Origin of the sequence: Vibrio sp. OPT20 (assembly GCF_963889365.1) — a bacterium.
Taxonomy (GTDB): Bacteria; Pseudomonadota; Gammaproteobacteria; order Enterobacterales; family Vibrionaceae; genus Vibrio; species Vibrio splendidus.
The window spans coordinates 34,432-50,714 of sequence record NZ_CAWPOA010000031.1; the positions used below are offsets into that span (position 1 = coordinate 34,432).

The window sequence follows — 16,283 nt, forward strand, 5'->3', positions numbered from 1 at the left end:
GAAAAGCAAAAAAAACGGCGCCCTTGGGCACCGTATGTAATGAAGTAACAGAAAAACTCAATCTTCTATTATTTATTCTTCAATTTTTGCACCTTCAGGTGTGCCTGTGATAACCACATCAGCACCACGGTGAGCAAATAGACCAACCGTAACCACACCAGCGATACCGTTGATGATATCTTCTAATTGTTTCGGGTTTTCGATCGCCATGCCGTATACATCTAGGATCATGTTGCCATTATCGGTTGTGCAACCTTCGCGGTAAACTGGGTCACCACCAAGCTTTACTAGTTCACGTGCAACATATGAACGTGCCATTGGGATAACTTCAACAGGCAGTGGGAATTTACCCAACACATCAACGGCTTTAGTACCGTCAACAATACAAATAAACTTATCAGAGATAGCCGCTACGATTTTTTCACGAGTCAAAGCTGCACCGCCGCCTTTGATCATGTCGCGTGAACCGTTGATCTCATCTGCGCCATCAACATAGATGTCTAACTTGAATACGTCATTACACTCAAATACTTTGATTTCTAGCGCTTCTAGTTTTTCAGTAGAGGCTACAGAGCTTGAAACCGCACCTTTGATTTTTTCTTTCATTGTGCCTAGTGCGTCGATGAAGTGATTTACTGTAGAGCCAGTACCTACACCTACAATGCTGCCTTCTTCAACATATTGAAGTGCTGCCCAGCCAGCTGCTTTTTTCATTTCATCTTGAGTCATGCCATTCTCCTGAATAAGGTCTTGCGCTTTGAATTAATCGTTCGCGTATTGAAGTTAACGTTTGGGTATTGGGTTAACGTTTGGATATCGAGGTTAACGTTTGCGGCGCGATTATAGCGCTTTAATGGCTGTTTTCCCATTGCCAAGTCTTACTCGGAGTCACGATTTTAGGTAACGGAATGTCCCATTCTTCAATTGGCAATGTATCGACATGCTGGCAATCATGAGCCAAACCAATTGGTGTTGCCCCTTCACCAGTCTCAAACCATCGAGCCAAAGTACGATCGTAATATCCGCCGCCCATGCCTAAGCGATGCCCTTGAGAGTCAAAGCCTACAAGGGGAGTCAGAATGAGATCGAGTTGCTGACAAGGTTTAACCAGCATCTGATTGAGTTGAGGTTCGACAATGCCGTACTTATTCAAAACAGTGGGTGTGGTTGGAGAGTAATGTAGAAACAGCAGATGTCCGGCAGAGAAGGGGTGCAATACTGGTAAATAAGTTTGCTTGCCTTGCGCCCATAACCATTCAATTAAAGGCTGGGTATCGAGTTCGCCATCGATAGAGATATAGAGGGCGATATGTTGAGCTGACTGAATCTCATCAAGCTGAGAACACTGCTTAACTAAGTCTATACCGGATTGAGTTTGTTGGTCGCCAGATAAGGCATTGCGTTTGATACGGATCTGTTTGCGAAATTCGCTGCGTGTGAGCGTCTTCATAAGAAGGGATACCCCAAAGTGCCGTTGAGAATAGATGGCCCTTGAACCAGCGAGTTCAAGGCGGATCAGCAATGATTACCGTAGGCTTCTCGGCGGACCGAGCATGCTCAATAGCACTCAAGTACTAACCCTTAGGGATTGCTTATCGGCTCGGGGACGTGAATCCTCTGACAAACACTCCAGGGTAAATTTTGTGTACGCTATTGCTGTCCGTGCTTAACTTTACTGAGGACATCTGAAAGTGATGTCGTGAGCTGTTCCATTCGCTCGGTCAGTGCGTTTTGTTCATCATTTGCTTCAAACTTCTTGGTTTGTAATTCATAGCAAATGTTCAGAGCTGCGATCGTTAGCAGCTTCACTTCATTGGTTACCTTAGTACGTTCAGCCATCTCTTTCAATCGATTATCAAGATCGGCCGCCGCTGCAATCAATGACTCTTCTTGCCCTGGGGGACAATTCACTCGAGTCAGTTTTCCTAATATTTCAACGTCTACCGCTTGATTACTCATGATGGATGAACTCTTTAACGCACTATTTAAGGCTGTTGCCCTTTATCATATTTTTACAAAGAAAAAGTGCAAGTACCGATGAGGAAGCAATCTCCTCTGAGGGAGAAACTATAGGTAAACCGCTATTAAGATTCAAGCTTTTCAGAGTGACTGTTTGTAAATGAGAGCTTGAGCACACAGTAATTCAGCAAATTGAACAATTGGTAGTCAGTCATCCTTCAATTGCTCAGGATCGATGCTTATCAGAATTGGGGTGAAGTGGTACGATTATACTATCGATATAAAGAATAACTGAGCGAGCTATCTGATGAGCGAAACTACTTTACCTGACTACCTAACGGTTGCGACTGAACTTCAATCGGCAAGCTTAGCCGTAAACCCTGCTGAGATGCATGGTTTATTAACAGGTATGTTGAGCGGAGGCTTAAACCTGGCAGATAAAAGCTGGCAACCACTGATCTTTGATTACACCAATGAAGGTATGGGCTGGCCAGATCGCGCATTAACGCTAGCGGAAGCGACATTAAAAGTAACGACCAGCGAAATCACAGGTTCAGGCATGGAGCTGTCTATGTTGTTGCCGGACGAAGACGCAAGCGCAAGCCTGTTTGATCTTGCGGACGGTGTGTCTGATTGGATTAACCACTTTATTTCTGGTTTAGGCTTGGTTGGCGCTCAATTGAATAAAGCGTCTGACGGTACCAAAGAAGCTTTGGCTGATCTTGAAGAGATGGCCAAGCTAGGCATTGACGAAGACGATGATATGGAAGAGCAAGCACAGCTTCTAGAGCACGTTATTGAACACGTAAAAGCGTGTGCACTAACGATTCATGCTGAATTCGGTGCTCGCCCATCTGAAGATGCGGCTCCAACCATTCATTAATCCGCTTGTCGGTTTGAGGTTATAATGGCTCAGTATGATGTTGTAATTGCTGGTGGCGCAATGGCAGGGGCGACCTTAGCCCTTGCTCTGAATCACCTTAGTCAAGGTTCACTGTCGATCGCGGTAGTAGAGCCTTATCAGGTTGATCATCAAGCTCACCCTGGTTTTGATTCTCGTTCGATCGCTTTGTCCTATGGCACTGTGCAGATCCTCGATTCTTTGCACCTTTGGCAATCTATCGCTCCGGTAGCGACCCCAATTAAAGATATCCATGTTTCGGATAGAGGGCATGCCGGAATGACGGACATCTACAGTGAAGAGCTTGCTGTTGATGCGCTTGGCTATGTGGTGGAGTTGGCGGATGTGGGGCGAATCTATCAGCAGAAGCTTGAGTCCGAAGCTGCAATTACGATGCTTTGCCCTGAGTCTGTTAGTAAAGTCGAACGTGAAGAGTTGCAAACGACGATTGAACTGACAAATGGGCAAACAGTAACAACTAAGTTATTGGTTGCTGCCGATGGCGCTATCTCAACCTGTTGCCAACAACTCAATATCTCATTGAGTGAGCATGACTTTGAACAAGTTGCTGTGATTGCCAATATCGTGGCGAGTGAACCTCATCAAGGTCGAGCATTTGAGCGTTTTACTCATCATGGGCCAGTCGCTCTATTACCGATGAGTGACAACCGTTTGTCGCTAGTTTGGTGTTTGTCACCGGAGCAAGCACAAAAAGTGATGACGCTAAACGACAACGAATTTCTTGAGCAGTTGCAGAATGACTTTGGTTGGCGACTTGGCCGACTCGAGAAGGTAGGCAAGCGTGCCAGTTACCCACTGATTCTTCGTCATCGTCAGCAAAATATCTCTCATCGATTTGCGATTATTGGTAATGCCGCTCAAACGCTTCACCCAATTGCGGGACAAGGCTTTAATCTTGGCATTCGTGATGTGGCTTCCTTGGCGGAAGAGTTGTGTACCCAACTCGATGATGTTGGGCGTTACAATGGTCTTGTTAACTTTAGAAAACGTAGAGAACAAGATAGAGACACGACGATTACGCTGACATCAAGCCTAGTCCATTTATTCTCAAACGATTTTTTGACCGCTCGCATTGGGCGTAATCTTGGGTTAGCCGTAATTGATAACCTTCCACCACTTAAAGGTCCACTTTTGCGTCATACGCTTGGCCTAGTAGAAAGATAAGGTAGAAAAATAATGATGCAAAGTGTTGATATCGCGATTGTTGGTGGAGGCATGGTTGGCCTAGCGCTTGCTGCTGCGTTGAAAGACTGTGACCTAAGAATTGCCGTCATTGAAGGCAGGGCACCCAGTGAAGGGCTTAGCGAATTGCCTGATGTGCGTGTGTCGGCATTGAGCCGCTCTAGTGAAGTGATTCTTCGTAACCTAGGCGCATGGCAAGGCATTGAACAAAGACGTGCTGCACCTTACCAAGCGATGGAGGTGTGGGAACAAGATAGCTTTGCTCGTATTGAGTTTGACTCGACACGTTTGGCTCAGCCGAATCTCGGTCATATTGTTGAGAACCGTGTGATTCAACTCGCATTGCTTGATCAGGTGAAGAAGCAAGATAATGTCAGCCTGTACATGCCCGCGACGTGCAAAACGATGGCGATTGGTGAAAGCGAAGCATGGTTAACGCTAGATAATGGCCAAGCACTGACAGCTAAGTTGGTTGTTGGAGCGGACGGCGCAAACTCTTGGGTTCGCAAACAACAAGATATCCCATTAACACATTGGGATTACGGACACAGCGCGATTGTCGCGAATATCAAGACCACAGAGCAACACCATAGCGTTGCTCGTCAGATATTCACACCACAAGGGCCATTGGCATTCCTACCAATGCAGCCAAGCCACATGAGCTCGATAGTTTGGTCTACGGAGCCTAATCGTGCCGAGAAGCTTGTATCCATGTCGGATGCTAATTTTAATAAGCAACTGACGGCTGAGTTCGACTCAAAACTTGGTTTATGTGAAGTGGTTGGTGAGCGTTTTGCCTTCCCATTACGTATGCGCTTTGCACGTGACTTTGCTGTAGAGCGTGTCGCTTTGGTTGGTGATGCAGCTCATACGATTCACCCGTTAGCGGGGCAAGGGGTCAACTTAGGGCTATTAGATGCTGCAAGCTTAGCGCAAGAGCTGTTAACGCTTTGGGCTGCTGGCGAGGACATTGGTACCAAACGTAACCTTCGTGGTTATGAACGCTGGAGAAAAGCAGAGGCGGCTAAAATGATTGCGTCTATGCAGGGCTTTAAAGATCTGTTTGAAGGCGATAACCCAGCCAAGAAGCTGATTCGTGGTATCGGTATGAAGCTCGCGGGCCAATTACCGGGTGCAAAAGATGAGATCATGAAGCGAGCACTGGGTTTGTCAGGCAATCTTCCTGATCTAGCCAAGCGTCCAGTTACGCACCAATAATCGTGAATCAACAGTCGCAAATCAATAGTCGCGCACGGGTGAGCCGTTGTTGATGGTCAGCAGCTGGAGCTGATTGCCATTGACTCAATCTGAACACGAAAAAAGGGTTGGCATTATGCCAACCCTTTTTGTTTTTAATTCTGTAGATAATCAGGTCATGCGTATGCGCAGCGCAGTTTCATGATTTCACTATTTATTTCTTTTACCGTTTGAAAGTGACGCCTTTCTGCTCGGTCTGGCAGCACGAGTTTACCGTTATCAAACTCAAATTTTCCTACGCCGTAAATGTAGATTCGTCCTTTGAAAAGTCGACTTACATGTTTAGCAATCATACTCGGTGTATAGCGCTTAAACAGTCTCATTTTAATTATCCTTATATTTACCTAGCCTGCATATTATAGAAAAACTCCGAGATAATAATTGTGATAAGCATGGAGTAATATGCAGTAGAGTTGACGTGAATTAGATATTTGTGCTGTTCTAAGCACTTTCTTCAGTAAATATCTATTTTTACGTGAGCTCCTCCCCAAAATAATACTGAGTAGTGAACTGCTGTGAACTTTCCTGTCCGGTATTAAGCAGTGATAATGTTACAAGTATAAGAATAGGCGGGATTTTTTTGTTTGTGTAATCAAATTGTAAATTTTTGACAAAAAAAAGCCCGTCTAAAACGGGCGAATAGTCACAGATGCATTACACAAAAGTGGATACTGATGTTACTCAGTGGATTCACTTGTACTGATTTGCTTAAAAGCTAGTCAGTAAATTCACAATAACGTAAATTTGCCTTTGTGACTACTTATGCTTTTATTTTGAGTAATTATTTATTATTGGCGTGTTCTTCTTATGACGAACTTCACACTAAAAATGTATTCAATGAAAAGTTGTACTGAAGTTTGCGAACGATGACGCGATCGAAAAGATCATCGACTGATGTCAGCAACGATTGGTGCGCAAAGGGCCATAAGATCATAGGGATCCAGCGCAACACCAGCCATTCGATCACCTGAGCTAATAGTAACCGTCGAGTTTTTTTGAATTGAAGGATCAAAAATGATCGGCATGTATCTCTTTAGAGCAAGAGGGCCAACACACCCAGCCTTAAAGCCTGTGATCGTTTCAACATCAGCGAGTGATACACAGGTCATTCGACGGCAATTCAGTACCGAGCGTACTTTCTTGGGGTCGACAGAGCGATCACCAGCAGTACAGGCCAACGCATATTGGTTGCCCATGTCCTTGAGCAGGATACACTTCACCATTTGAGAGGCGTCGATGCCTCGCTCTTGAGCTGTTTCTTCGATGCTGGTGGTTGGTTTACTTTGCATCAGCAGGCGATAGTTCACCTGCTGTTGATCCAGCCATTGTGTAATCAGTGTTTCCACGTGGTTACTCGTCGTCAAGGCTGTAAGGCAGTGGCAGGATAGTCCATGTTTGATCAGGCTGCGCGGTCAGTCGAAGCTGAACATCGTCATCAAGGTTGTTTGGCAGTACCATCAAACCAATCGCTTGGTTATTAGCAAATTGATAGACGTTTAATAGTCGGCCTGCACCACGCCAGTTCTCACCCACGCTGCGTTCAAGTTCAATCGTATTCTCTGGAGACAGTACATCTGAAGTTGTTCCAGAAACAATGCGCATCTCACGCTTGTTCATGCCACGGTACTTGGCACGAGCAACCGTTTCTTGACCTGTGTAGCAGCCCTTTGAAAAGCTGATACCGCCAATCGCTTGTAGGTTAAGAGCTTGAGGGATGTGCTCGTTTTGCTCTGCTTTTGATAGGTTAGGCTGAGCATCAAGAATTTCATGATACTGCCAAAGCGCTTCCGATACTTTTTCAGCTGAGCTGCTTGATACCAAGGCTTCGGCTGCTTCTTGAGTAACAAGTAGAGCCCAACGGTTGTCTGAGATTTGAACGGCTGTACCACCAGAGATAGTACGCACTTTACCTTGACCCTCTGCAATCGAATCAACGTATTGGTTCGCTGAAGTGCCCATGATTCCGATAACAACGTCAGACGTCTGCTCGATATCAATTTTAGAGAACACGGCGTATTTCTTGATTTCAACTAACTCGACTTCAATTGCCGATTTAGGCTGCATAAGAGCGTAACCACCATTGTGGTGGAACAAACGAAAGATACTCCAAACCTTTCCTTTCGCATCACAATGCGCACCTAATGTAGATTCATCATTAGGAAGAGTGACGACATCGCACGTAACTTGACCTTGTAGGTACGACTTTTTGTCATCGCCTATCATGGTGATTGCGCTCCAATCCGACACGTGTGTCATCATCAGTTCTGGAAGCGATTCATTTTGCGTATGAGCGAGCGGCTGAAATGTGTTTTTCCAATCCATTTTATCTTTCCTAAGAATTTTATTTGGCTCTATGTTAATCCGGTTCTGTTTCTTTGTCAGCCTAGGTTTTTTTGTGAGCTTAGATAGGGACTGTGACTCACATAGTAGTTGCAGAGCGTATGACTTGTTACACTCCGAGAAAGAAAAATTATAGGTGAGGATAGCCAATGTACACTGCAGAGCAGAAAGCACGAATTAAATGGGGTTGCCGTCGTGGCATGTTAGAACTTGATGTAGTCATCATGCCATTTTTTGAAGAGTGTTTTGATTCATTGCAAGAGCAGGAACAGCGTGAGTTTGTTTCTCTACTTGAGTGTGATGACCCAGATTTGTTTACTTGGGTTATGGGACATGGGCGCAGTGAAAATCTAGGCCATGCTTCAATGGTTGATAAAATTGTCGCGCATAACCTCAGCAAGGTTCGTTAAGCTTCAGCTTAAACCTTCATATTCCGCATTATTTGCAAAAGGCACTGTTTCTGGGTGCCTTTTGTTTTTCATCGTCTTTTCTTCTATCCCGCTCGTTGTTGCCCTCTATTGTTTAGCTTTAATGTTCAGTTTGTTTAAAGCCAATCATGTAATCTTGAATACAGCACATGGATGCTTTGATTATAAAGAAGATGGCGAGATTCGACTCAATGACCAATCCTACACACTTAAGTCTGTTGATAAGATCTGGGCACAGTTTTTCGTCAAACTAAAATTCGAATGTGGGCATTCGGTAATGCTTTGGCGTGATAGTTGTCGTGAGCGTGAATATCGCCACTTTCTGGTGAACTTACAACGATCGCACGAGGCAAATGAGAACGCGAGATAAAAGAAAAAGGAGCACTAAGCTCCTTTTCGTTTGATTGCGTTTAGTTGATTAGCTAATAGCTTTCAAATAATGATTACGACTGGTTTCTCTCTGGCGTCAGAATCGTTGGGCCACTGTCTTTTGCAAGTTCTGGGTAATCCAACGTGTAGTGTAAGCCGCGGCTCTCTTTACGTTGCATCGCACAGCGAACCATAAGCTCAGCTACTTGTAGCAAGTTACGCAGTTCTAATAGGTTGTTCGAAACCTTAAAGTAGCTGTAGTACTCATGAGTTTCTTGCTGCAGCATCTGAATACGGCGCATTGCACGTTCTAGACGTTTATCCGTTCGAACAATACCCATGTAATCCCACATGAACAGTCTTAGCTCGTGCCAGTTGTGCTGAATGATCACTTCTTCATCACTGTTGGTGACTTGGCTTTCGTCCCATGCAGGCAGTTCAGCGCACAGTTGAGATTGGTCGATGTTTTCAACGATATCTTTTGCTGCTGCCCAAGCATAAACAACACATTCAAGCAGTGAGTTTGACGCCATGCGGTTCGCACCGTGTAAGCCGGTGTAACTCACTTCACCAATCGCATATAAGTTAGTTAAGTCGGTTTGACCTTGCTTATTCACCATCACACCACCGCAGGTATAGTGCGCAGCCGGTACGATTGGGATCGGCTCTTTGGTCATATCAATCCCTAAATCCATCAAACGAGTATGGATCATTGGGAAATGCGTGGTGATGAACTCTTCAGGCTTGTGGCTGATATCAACATACATGCAGTCGGCACCTAGGCGCTTCATTTCGAAGTCAATCGCACGAGCAACCACATCACGCGGAGCCAGTTCACCACGCTCGTCGAAGTCCTTCATGAAGCGGGAACCGTCTGGACGACGCAGGTAGGCACCTTCACCACGTAGTGCTTCCGTCAGTAGGAAGTTACGCGCTTCTGGGTGGAACAAGCAAGTCGGGTGGAACTGGTTGAACTCAAGGTTGGCTACACGGCACCCCGCACGCCAAGCAATAGCAATACCATCACCTGAAGAGACATCTGGGTTAGAGGTGTATTGGTAAACCTTGGAAGCGCCGCCTGTTGCTAACACAACAAATTTAGCGCGCACGGTTTCAACGTGTTCTTGGTTACGGTTCCAAATGTAGGCACCGATAACTTTGTCTTTCGAACCACCAACCTTATCTTCTGTGATCAAATCTAGCGCGTTGTGGCGCTCGAAGATCTCGATGTTTGGGTGATTGTTGACGTTATCTTGCAGTGAGGTTTGCATTGCCATGCCAGTTGCATCGGCAGCGTGCAGAATTCGGCGGTGACTGTGGCCACCCTCACGAGTGAGGTGATATTTTGGTTGGCCTTCCGTGCTGTTCTCATCTTTATCAAATGGAACACCACCATCAATCAGCCATTGCACACACTCTTTAGCATTTTCAGCAATGAATTGAACTGTATCTTCTTCGCATAACCCAGCCCCAGCAATTTGAGTATCTTCTACATGAGACTCAATACTGTCCGACTCATCGAATACCGCGGCGATACCACCTTGTGCGTAATACGTCGATCCTTCGCTGCGTGGTCCTTTGCTTAATACAATTACTTTTGCATGTTCTGCTACACGTAAGGCTAATGACAAGCCTGCCGCACCACTTCCTACCACTAATACATCACACTGATGTTCACGGTTTGCGTTCATAAAACTTATTAAATCCCGGGCTATAGTCGAGTTGTCCACTCTCAATTGACGTTGTCTTGTTTTAGGAGTTTGGCTAAGACTGTTATAATCTCTCCAGAGTCATCCTAAAACGCTACACAAAATCAATGTACAGACAGCTATCTAGAAATATTTAATTGCTCAATACCATTGCTTTTGCTCAAGTTTCCCCAAATTGATAGGGATAGCTATTTTTATTACATCACATTGTGAAACAATAATGGCAAATAATTTTAAGAAAGTTGGAACTTTCGGTATTTGGCTTAGTCACAATAGTGCTCTTGTAGACGGTGGTGTCAATACTACATTTCGCATAATTAGTACCCATATCTGTGAAGGTAAGGGTTATAACAATAGGAGTACCCGCTCGAATGAACGAGCAGCTAACCGATCAAGTGTTGATTGAGCGAGTTCAGAGTGGAGATAAGCAGGCTTTTAACTTACTAGTGGTTAAGTACCAAAATAAAGTTTGTAATCTTATCTCTCGATACGTGAATAATTCCGGTGATGTACCTGATGTAGCACAAGAAGCTTTTATTAAAGCTTACCGCGCGATACCTAACTTTCGTGGCGAGAGTGCCTTCTATACATGGTTGTACCGAATTGCCGTGAACACCGCTAAAAATCATATCGTTGCCCAGAGCCGTAGGCCGCCAGCAACAGATGTAGATGCAGAAGATGCAGAATATTACGAAACAGGCAGCGCGTTAAAAGAAATATCGAACCCTGAGAACTTAACGCTGTCAAACGAATTGAAACAAGTTGTTTTTGGAGCGATTGAAGCGCTACCAGAAGACTTAAAAACTGCAATGACGTTGCGTGAGCTCGAAGGTTTGAGCTACGAAGAGATTGCAGAAGTAATGGATTGCCCTGTAGGAACCGTACGTTCGCGTATTTTCCGAGCTCGTGAAGCGGTGGAAAAGAAAATTAAGCCTCTTTTGCAACGCTAGAACTTGTAATAATTATGGTGAAAATAATGGCTGATAAAGAAAAGCTTTCGGCACTCATGGATGGTGAAACGATCGATAAAGCTCTCATTGTAGATCTCGAATCTGATCAAGAAAGCATGGATACCTGGCAGAGTTACCATCTAATTGGTGATGTTATGCGTGGGGATGCGCCAGAAACTCCAGAGTGGAACATTGCTAACAGTGTTGCGGCAGCGCTTGATAATGAGCCTGCACATAGTGCAATGCCGAACCTGCACCAAGTGCATGTTGAACCAACTGTTGCTCCAATTGAAGAGCAGCCTAAACCTCAGCAAGCGAAGCGTCAGCTTCCGGCGTGGTTACAACAGTTTGGACAAGTTGCCGTGGCAGCGTGTGTCTCACTAGTCGTTGTACTAGGTGTTCAACAATATGGTGGCAGCGACCCTGCTGCGCCAGAGCAGTTGCCTGTACTCCAGACGATTCCATTTGCGGGTTCTGCGGAACCAGTAAGCTTAACGCGTGACTCTGTTGAGAAGCCAGCATCTGAAGCTAACTTGCAAGAGCAGCGCAAACGCGTTCATGCAATGCTAGAAGATTATGAGCTGCAGCTAAGATTAAACAGTGATGCATCGCCAATGCAAGATGCACATCTAGAATCGGACATTGAATGAAGAAAATCCTGGTCAGTGCACTGACACTGTTCAGCTTGATGTCTCCAACAGCCTTTGCAGAGGAACCCACTGCAAAGGCGTTGTTACATCAGATGAACGAGGCCAGTCAGCATCTAAATTACGAACTCTCCTACATTTTGATTAAGAAGAGCAGTATTGAACCTCTTGTTTATCGCCATGCGGTTAACGACGACCAACAACTCGCGCACCTTGTTTACTTGAGCGGGCCTATCCGTGAAGTTATTCGACGTGGTGATGAAGTCAGTTATATTGAACCGGGCACAGAACCGTTTACCATTCAATCTGGCAGTATGGTTGCCCCTGTTATTCCGATGATTAATCGAGATATTGACGCGCTCAACGACTATTACGATTTCGTTAAAGTTGGTCGTGCTCGTGAAGCTGGAAGTACTACGCAAGTATTGCGCGTGGTGCCGAAAGATGGCCTTCGTTACTCTTACGTCGTTTGGGTAGATGAAAAAACGAGCCTTCCTTTGCGTGCCGATCTGTTGGATCGTGATGGCGAAGTGCTTGAACAGTACCGCACTATCTCTTACGTGGTGAACGATAAGATTGCTGAGGCAATGGGGGGCTTGAATAGCGCTCAACTACCGAAAGTCTTATCGCTGCCGGAAGGCTTAGTGAGTGAAACTAACTGGCAAGCCTCTTGGATTCCTGAAGGATTTAAGTCAAAAGAGCTTAGTCGTTATCCAATGGCTGCGACCGATAAAATGGTTGAAAGCCAACTTTTCAGTGATGGGTTGTTTAGCTTTTCAGTTTATATCGCCGATAAAGACGAACATTCATTGAAAGGGCAGTTGGTACGCCAAGGACGCAGAACGTTACACAGCTTAGTGATTGGTGACAAAGAGATCTCTGTGGTGGGTGATATTCCGCCAGCAACCGCCAAACGTATTGCCCAATCAGTTACGTTCAATAAACCGGTACCAGCGCAATGATGACGGCGCTGGCAACCGTTAGCTCGGTTGAACAAAGCGGTCAACAATACTTTGTTCAACTGAGCTGCGAACAACAAACCAGTTGCAGCAGTTGCTCATCTCAAAAAAGCTGCGGAACGGGTATTGTTACTAAGGCTGTTGGCAATAAATCCTTGTTTTGGCAGCTTAAAACCAAAAGTTTAGTTAAAGCCGGACAGATCGTGGAAATTGGCTTTCCAGAAAAAAGCTTACTGCAGTCTGCGGCGATTGTTTACCTCATTCCACTTTTCATGTTGATGATTGGTGCTGGTTTTGGACAGCTCTTGTTGCAACCCTTACTCCAAGGGGGCGAGGGCATTGTTATCTTAAGTGCAGCGCTGTTTACTGCTGGTGGTATTGCCTTAGCGAAGCGGTTAGCCAAACCAATGGAAGACAAATCTAAGCAAGAAGTCGTCTTGATTCGAATCCTAGGTGAGCCTCTCGTCTAATTTATGATGCTTCTTGCCCTTAAATTGGGTAGAATCTGCCAACTTGATTGAAATGCCGCCACCAATGCTGACTGTAGATTGGACGCGTCGCGGCTTTCTTATTATCCCTATTCAAAGAGTTTAGTCACACCAAGCCTATGAAGCACATTCGTAATTTTTCGATTATCGCCCACATCGACCACGGTAAGTCGACCCTTTCTGACCGCTTAATCCAAGTTTGTGGAGGGTTAAGTGAACGTGAGATGGCAGCTCAAGTCCTCGATTCTATGGATATAGAACGCGAGCGTGGTATTACAATTAAAGCGCAGAGTGTGACTTTAGATTACAAAGCGAAAGATGGTGAAACTTACCAACTTAACTTTATCGACACTCCAGGACACGTAGATTTCTCTTACGAAGTATCTCGTTCTCTAGCCGCTTGTGAAGGCGCGCTATTGGTTGTGGATGCTGGTCAAGGTGTTGAAGCACAAACTCTAGCAAACTGTTACACCGCTATCGAAATGGAACTGGAAGTAGTGCCAATCTTGAACAAGATTGACCTACCTGCTGCTGAACCTGAGCGTGTTGCTGAAGAAATCGAAGAGATCGTTGGTATCGATGCGATGGAAGCAACGCGTTGTTCTGCAAAAACCGGTATCGGTGTTGATGACGTTCTTGAAAACATCGTAACAGCTATCCCACCACCGGAAGGTGATCCAGACGCGCCACTACAAGCGTTGATCATTGACTCTTGGTTCGATAACTACTTAGGCGTTGTTTCTTTGGTTCGTATCAAGAACGGTAAGCTGAAGAAGAACGACAAGATTAAAGTAATGTCGACAGACCAAGTTTGGGGTGTTGACCGTCTAGGTATCTTCACACCTAAGCAAATCGACACAACAGAGCTAAATACTGGCGAAGTTGGTTGGGTTGTTTGTGGTATTAAAGACATCCTTGGCGCACCTGTTGGTGATACGTTGACGCTTGCAAAAGGCGGCAGCACTGAACGTCTACCTGGTTTCCAAAAAGTGAAGCCTCAGGTATACGCAGGTCTATTCCCAGTATCGTCTGATGACTACGAAAACTTCCGTGATGCACTAGGCAAACTAAGCCTTAACGATGCATCACTGTTCTTCGAACCAGAAAGTTCGGCAGCACTTGGTTTTGGTTTCCGTTGTGGCTTCTTAGGAATGCTTCACATGGAGATCATCCAAGAGCGTCTAGAGCGTGAATACGACCTAGACCTAATCACAACGGCACCAACCGTAGTGTACGAAGTTGTAAAAACGGATGGCAGCATTCTTTACGTTGATAGCCCGGCTAAACTGCCTGCGACTAATGATTTAGAAGAAATTCGTGAGCCTATCGCTCGTTGTAATATCCTTGTACCGTCTGACTACCTAGGTAACGTAATTACCTTATGTGTAGAAAAACGTGGTGTTCAAGTTGATATGGTTTACCACGGTAAGCAAGTTGCTGTGACTTACGACCTGCCAATGGCAGAAGTGGTTCTAGACTTCTTCGACCGTTTGAAATCAACATCTCGTGGCTATGCGTCACTGGATTACAACTTCCAACGTTTTGAAGTGTCGAACATGGTTCGTGTAGACGTATTGCTTAATGGCGAAACGGTTGACGCACTGGCTATCATTACGCACAAAGACATTGCACAGTCTCGTGGTCGTCTATTGGTTGAGAAGATGAAAGAATTCATCCCTCGTCAAATGTTTGATATCGCGATTCAAGCGGCGATTGGTAACCACATCATTGCTCGTTCTACAGTGAAACAACTGCGTAAGAACGTAATCGCAAAATGTTACGGTGGTGATATCAGTCGTAAGAAGAAACTTCTTAAGAAACAAAAAGAAGGTAAGAAGCGTATGAAGCAGATCGGTAACGTTGAACTGCCTCAAGAAGCATTCTTAGCGATTCTTCATGTTGGTAAAGACTAGGTATCAATCGCACTAACTATCTGCTGAACATTACTGGTTAAAATCGTTTATTTCTTTGTTGCAAAGATTGCAATTAGGCCCACTAGTCACTGCACTTTACGCCTCGAACTAAACGATTTTTCCTGCGTAATCTCCCCAGCATTTAGTCAGCATGATTGATACAGATTAGAAATATTAAGCAGAGTGAAAGGGTTATACTCTTTCACTTTCGTTATTTTTAAAGAAATGAAATTTAAGGGATATCAATGGCTAATACATTTTCGCTTATTTTAGTGATCGTAACTCTAGTGACCGGCATTGTATGGGCGTTGGAAAAGTTTGTGTGGGCGAAGAAACGCCAACAAAAACTGGCTGACGTTGAAGCACAATCGAATGGCCTAGACGCTGCAACCAGCGCAAAAGTTACGGCTCAGCCTTGGTGGGTTGAGAACAGTGTGTCCATTTTCCCTGTAATTGCATTTGTTTTGGTTTTGCGTTCATTTATTTATGAACCGTTTCAAATCCCATCTGGTTCGATGATGCCAACACTATTGGTTGGTGATTTCATCTTAGTAGAGAAGTACGCATACGGTCTAAAAGACCCGGTATGGCGCACTCAACTGGTCGAAACGGGCAAACCAGAACGTGGTGATTCAATCGTATTCAAATACCCACCTCAGCCGAATATCGACTACATTAAGCGTGTTGTTGGTATGCCGGGTGATACCATTCGCTACAGCAGCAATAAAGAAGTCTGCATTCAAGCGAAGGGTGGCAGTAGCTGTAAACCAGTGAAGTTAAGTCACGTTGAAGAAAGCCAATTTATTCAAGATGGTGTGCCTCTGATTCAGCTGAATGAACAGCTGGGTGATGTGGAGCACCAAATTTTAGTTAACCCATTACGTCGTGATCGTGTGCAAGCATATCAACCTCGCAATGGTGTTAACGAGTGGATCGTTCCAGAAGGCCAATACTTTGTTATGGGTGATAACCGTGACAACAGTGCTGACAGCCGTTACTGGGGCTTTGTCCCTGAAGCAAACCTTGTTGGTAAGGCCGTTGCTATTTGGATCAGCTTCGAATTCGAACGCGGTTCAGACAGTGTACTTCCAACATGGATTCCTACTGGTGTGCGTTTTAATCGCATCGGTGGGATTCACTAATCGATCACATAACACATC

The 16,283-nt window shown here is 45.0% G+C and carries 18 protein-coding genes and 1 other RNA gene; 11 read left to right on the top strand and 8 right to left on the bottom strand.

Annotated features, from left to right (window positions below):
* Positions 1-72: 72 nt before the first annotated feature.
* From rpiA to zapA, 4 genes are all read right to left on the bottom strand, one after another.
* On the bottom strand, positions 73-729 hold the full coding sequence (rpiA, locus tag AACR09_RS01335) for a ribose-5-phosphate isomerase RpiA (RefSeq protein WP_017077789.1): 657 nt from the start codon (positions 727-729) through the stop codon (positions 73-75).
* A 121-nt stretch (positions 730-850) separates the two neighbouring features.
* Entirely contained in the window at positions 851-1,450 is a 600-nt protein-coding gene (locus AACR09_RS01340; protein WP_004735365.1) for a 5-formyltetrahydrofolate cyclo-ligase, read from the bottom strand.
* Between the two features lie 6 nt (positions 1,451-1,456).
* A non-coding RNA gene (gene ssrS, locus AACR09_RS01345) (6S RNA) lies at positions 1,457-1,639 on the bottom strand.
* Positions 1,640-1,650: 11 nt separating this feature from the next.
* Positions 1,651-1,959, bottom strand: coding sequence for a cell division protein ZapA (zapA, locus tag AACR09_RS01350; protein WP_004735366.1), 309 nt, complete (start codon positions 1,957-1,959; stop codon positions 1,651-1,653).
* A gap of 307 nt (positions 1,960-2,266) precedes the next feature.
* Here zapA and AACR09_RS01355 point away from each other — a divergent pair, with 307 nt between their 5' ends.
* The 3 genes from AACR09_RS01355 to AACR09_RS01365 are packed head-to-tail and all read left to right on the top strand — an operon-like array spanning position 2,267 to position 5,281.
* Entirely contained in the window at positions 2,267-2,842 is a 576-nt protein-coding gene (locus AACR09_RS01355) for a YecA/YgfB family protein (RefSeq protein ID WP_004735367.1), read from the top strand.
* 24 nt (positions 2,843-2,866) lie between these two features.
* A complete protein-coding gene (ubiH, locus tag AACR09_RS01360; RefSeq protein WP_108177672.1) occupies positions 2,867-4,045 on the top strand; it encodes a 2-octaprenyl-6-methoxyphenyl hydroxylase in 1,179 nt (392 codons plus the stop codon).
* A gap of 12 nt (positions 4,046-4,057) precedes the next feature.
* A complete protein-coding gene (locus AACR09_RS01365; RefSeq protein ID WP_193835905.1) occupies positions 4,058-5,281 on the top strand; it encodes an FAD-dependent 2-octaprenylphenol hydroxylase in 1,224 nt (407 codons plus the stop codon).
* Between the two features lie 155 nt (positions 5,282-5,436).
* Here AACR09_RS01365 and AACR09_RS01370 read toward each other — a convergent pair whose 3' ends face one another.
* From AACR09_RS01370 to ygfZ, 3 genes are all read right to left on the bottom strand, one after another.
* The gene (locus AACR09_RS01370) at positions 5,437-5,643 is read right to left on the bottom strand and encodes a DUF1107 domain-containing protein (RefSeq protein WP_004735370.1); all 207 of its coding nucleotides are present in this window, start codon (positions 5,641-5,643) and stop codon (positions 5,437-5,439) included.
* 561 nt (positions 5,644-6,204) lie between these two features.
* Positions 6,205-6,666, bottom strand: a complete 462-nt coding sequence (locus tag AACR09_RS01375; RefSeq protein WP_193835906.1) for an aminoacyl-tRNA deacylase — start codon at positions 6,664-6,666, stop codon at positions 6,205-6,207.
* Positions 6,667-6,670: 4 nt separating this feature from the next.
* On the bottom strand, positions 6,671-7,642 hold the full coding sequence (gene ygfZ, locus AACR09_RS01380; RefSeq protein ID WP_193835907.1) for a tRNA-modifying protein YgfZ: 972 nt from the start codon (positions 7,640-7,642) through the stop codon (positions 6,671-6,673).
* A gap of 167 nt (positions 7,643-7,809) precedes the next feature.
* Here ygfZ and AACR09_RS01385 point away from each other — a divergent pair, with 167 nt between their 5' ends.
* Together AACR09_RS01385 and AACR09_RS01390 are read left to right on the top strand one after the other, a co-directional pair.
* Positions 7,810-8,070 (top strand): FAD assembly factor SdhE, encoded by a 261-nt coding sequence (locus AACR09_RS01385; RefSeq protein ID WP_004735374.1) that lies wholly within the window; start codon positions 7,810-7,812, stop codon positions 8,068-8,070.
* Complete coding sequence (locus tag AACR09_RS01390) at positions 8,018-8,458, top strand: protein YgfX (RefSeq protein ID WP_308822225.1); 441 nt, start codon at positions 8,018-8,020, stop codon at positions 8,456-8,458. The genes AACR09_RS01385 and AACR09_RS01390 overlap by 53 nt, the downstream gene beginning before the upstream one ends.
* Before the next feature lie 73 nt (positions 8,459-8,531).
* On the opposite strand, the gene nadB is transcribed toward AACR09_RS01390, so the two are convergent.
* On the bottom strand, positions 8,532-10,148 hold the full coding sequence (gene nadB, locus AACR09_RS01395) for an L-aspartate oxidase (protein WP_017084322.1): 1,617 nt from the start codon (positions 10,146-10,148) through the stop codon (positions 8,532-8,534).
* A 389-nt stretch (positions 10,149-10,537) separates the two neighbouring features.
* Here nadB and rpoE point away from each other — a divergent pair, with 389 nt between their 5' ends.
* The 6 genes from rpoE to lepB all read left to right on the top strand — a co-directional run bounded on the left by rpoE (position 10,538) and on the right by lepB (position 16,265).
* The gene (gene rpoE / locus AACR09_RS01400) at positions 10,538-11,116 is read left to right on the top strand and encodes an RNA polymerase sigma factor RpoE (protein ID WP_004735377.1); all 579 of its coding nucleotides are present in this window, start codon (positions 10,538-10,540) and stop codon (positions 11,114-11,116) included.
* A 26-nt stretch (positions 11,117-11,142) separates the two neighbouring features.
* On the top strand, positions 11,143-11,766 hold the full coding sequence (locus AACR09_RS01405) for a sigma-E factor negative regulatory protein (RefSeq protein WP_004735378.1): 624 nt from the start codon (positions 11,143-11,145) through the stop codon (positions 11,764-11,766).
* On the top strand, positions 11,763-12,725 hold the full coding sequence (gene rseB / locus AACR09_RS01410) for a sigma-E factor regulatory protein RseB (protein ID WP_004735379.1): 963 nt from the start codon (positions 11,763-11,765) through the stop codon (positions 12,723-12,725). Before AACR09_RS01405 ends, rseB begins: the two co-directional genes overlap by 4 nt.
* On the top strand, positions 12,722-13,192 hold the full coding sequence (locus AACR09_RS01415) for a SoxR reducing system RseC family protein (protein WP_017084321.1): 471 nt from the start codon (positions 12,722-12,724) through the stop codon (positions 13,190-13,192). Before rseB ends, AACR09_RS01415 begins: the two co-directional genes overlap by 4 nt.
* A gap of 137 nt (positions 13,193-13,329) precedes the next feature.
* Positions 13,330-15,123: a translation elongation factor 4 gene (gene lepA / locus AACR09_RS01420; RefSeq protein WP_193835908.1), complete on the top strand. Its 1,794-nt coding sequence runs from the start codon at positions 13,330-13,332 to the stop codon at positions 15,121-15,123.
* Positions 15,124-15,368: 245 nt separating this feature from the next.
* Entirely contained in the window at positions 15,369-16,265 is an 897-nt protein-coding gene (gene lepB / locus AACR09_RS01425) for a signal peptidase I (protein ID WP_004735382.1), read from the top strand.
* Positions 16,266-16,283: the final 18 nt, after the last annotated feature.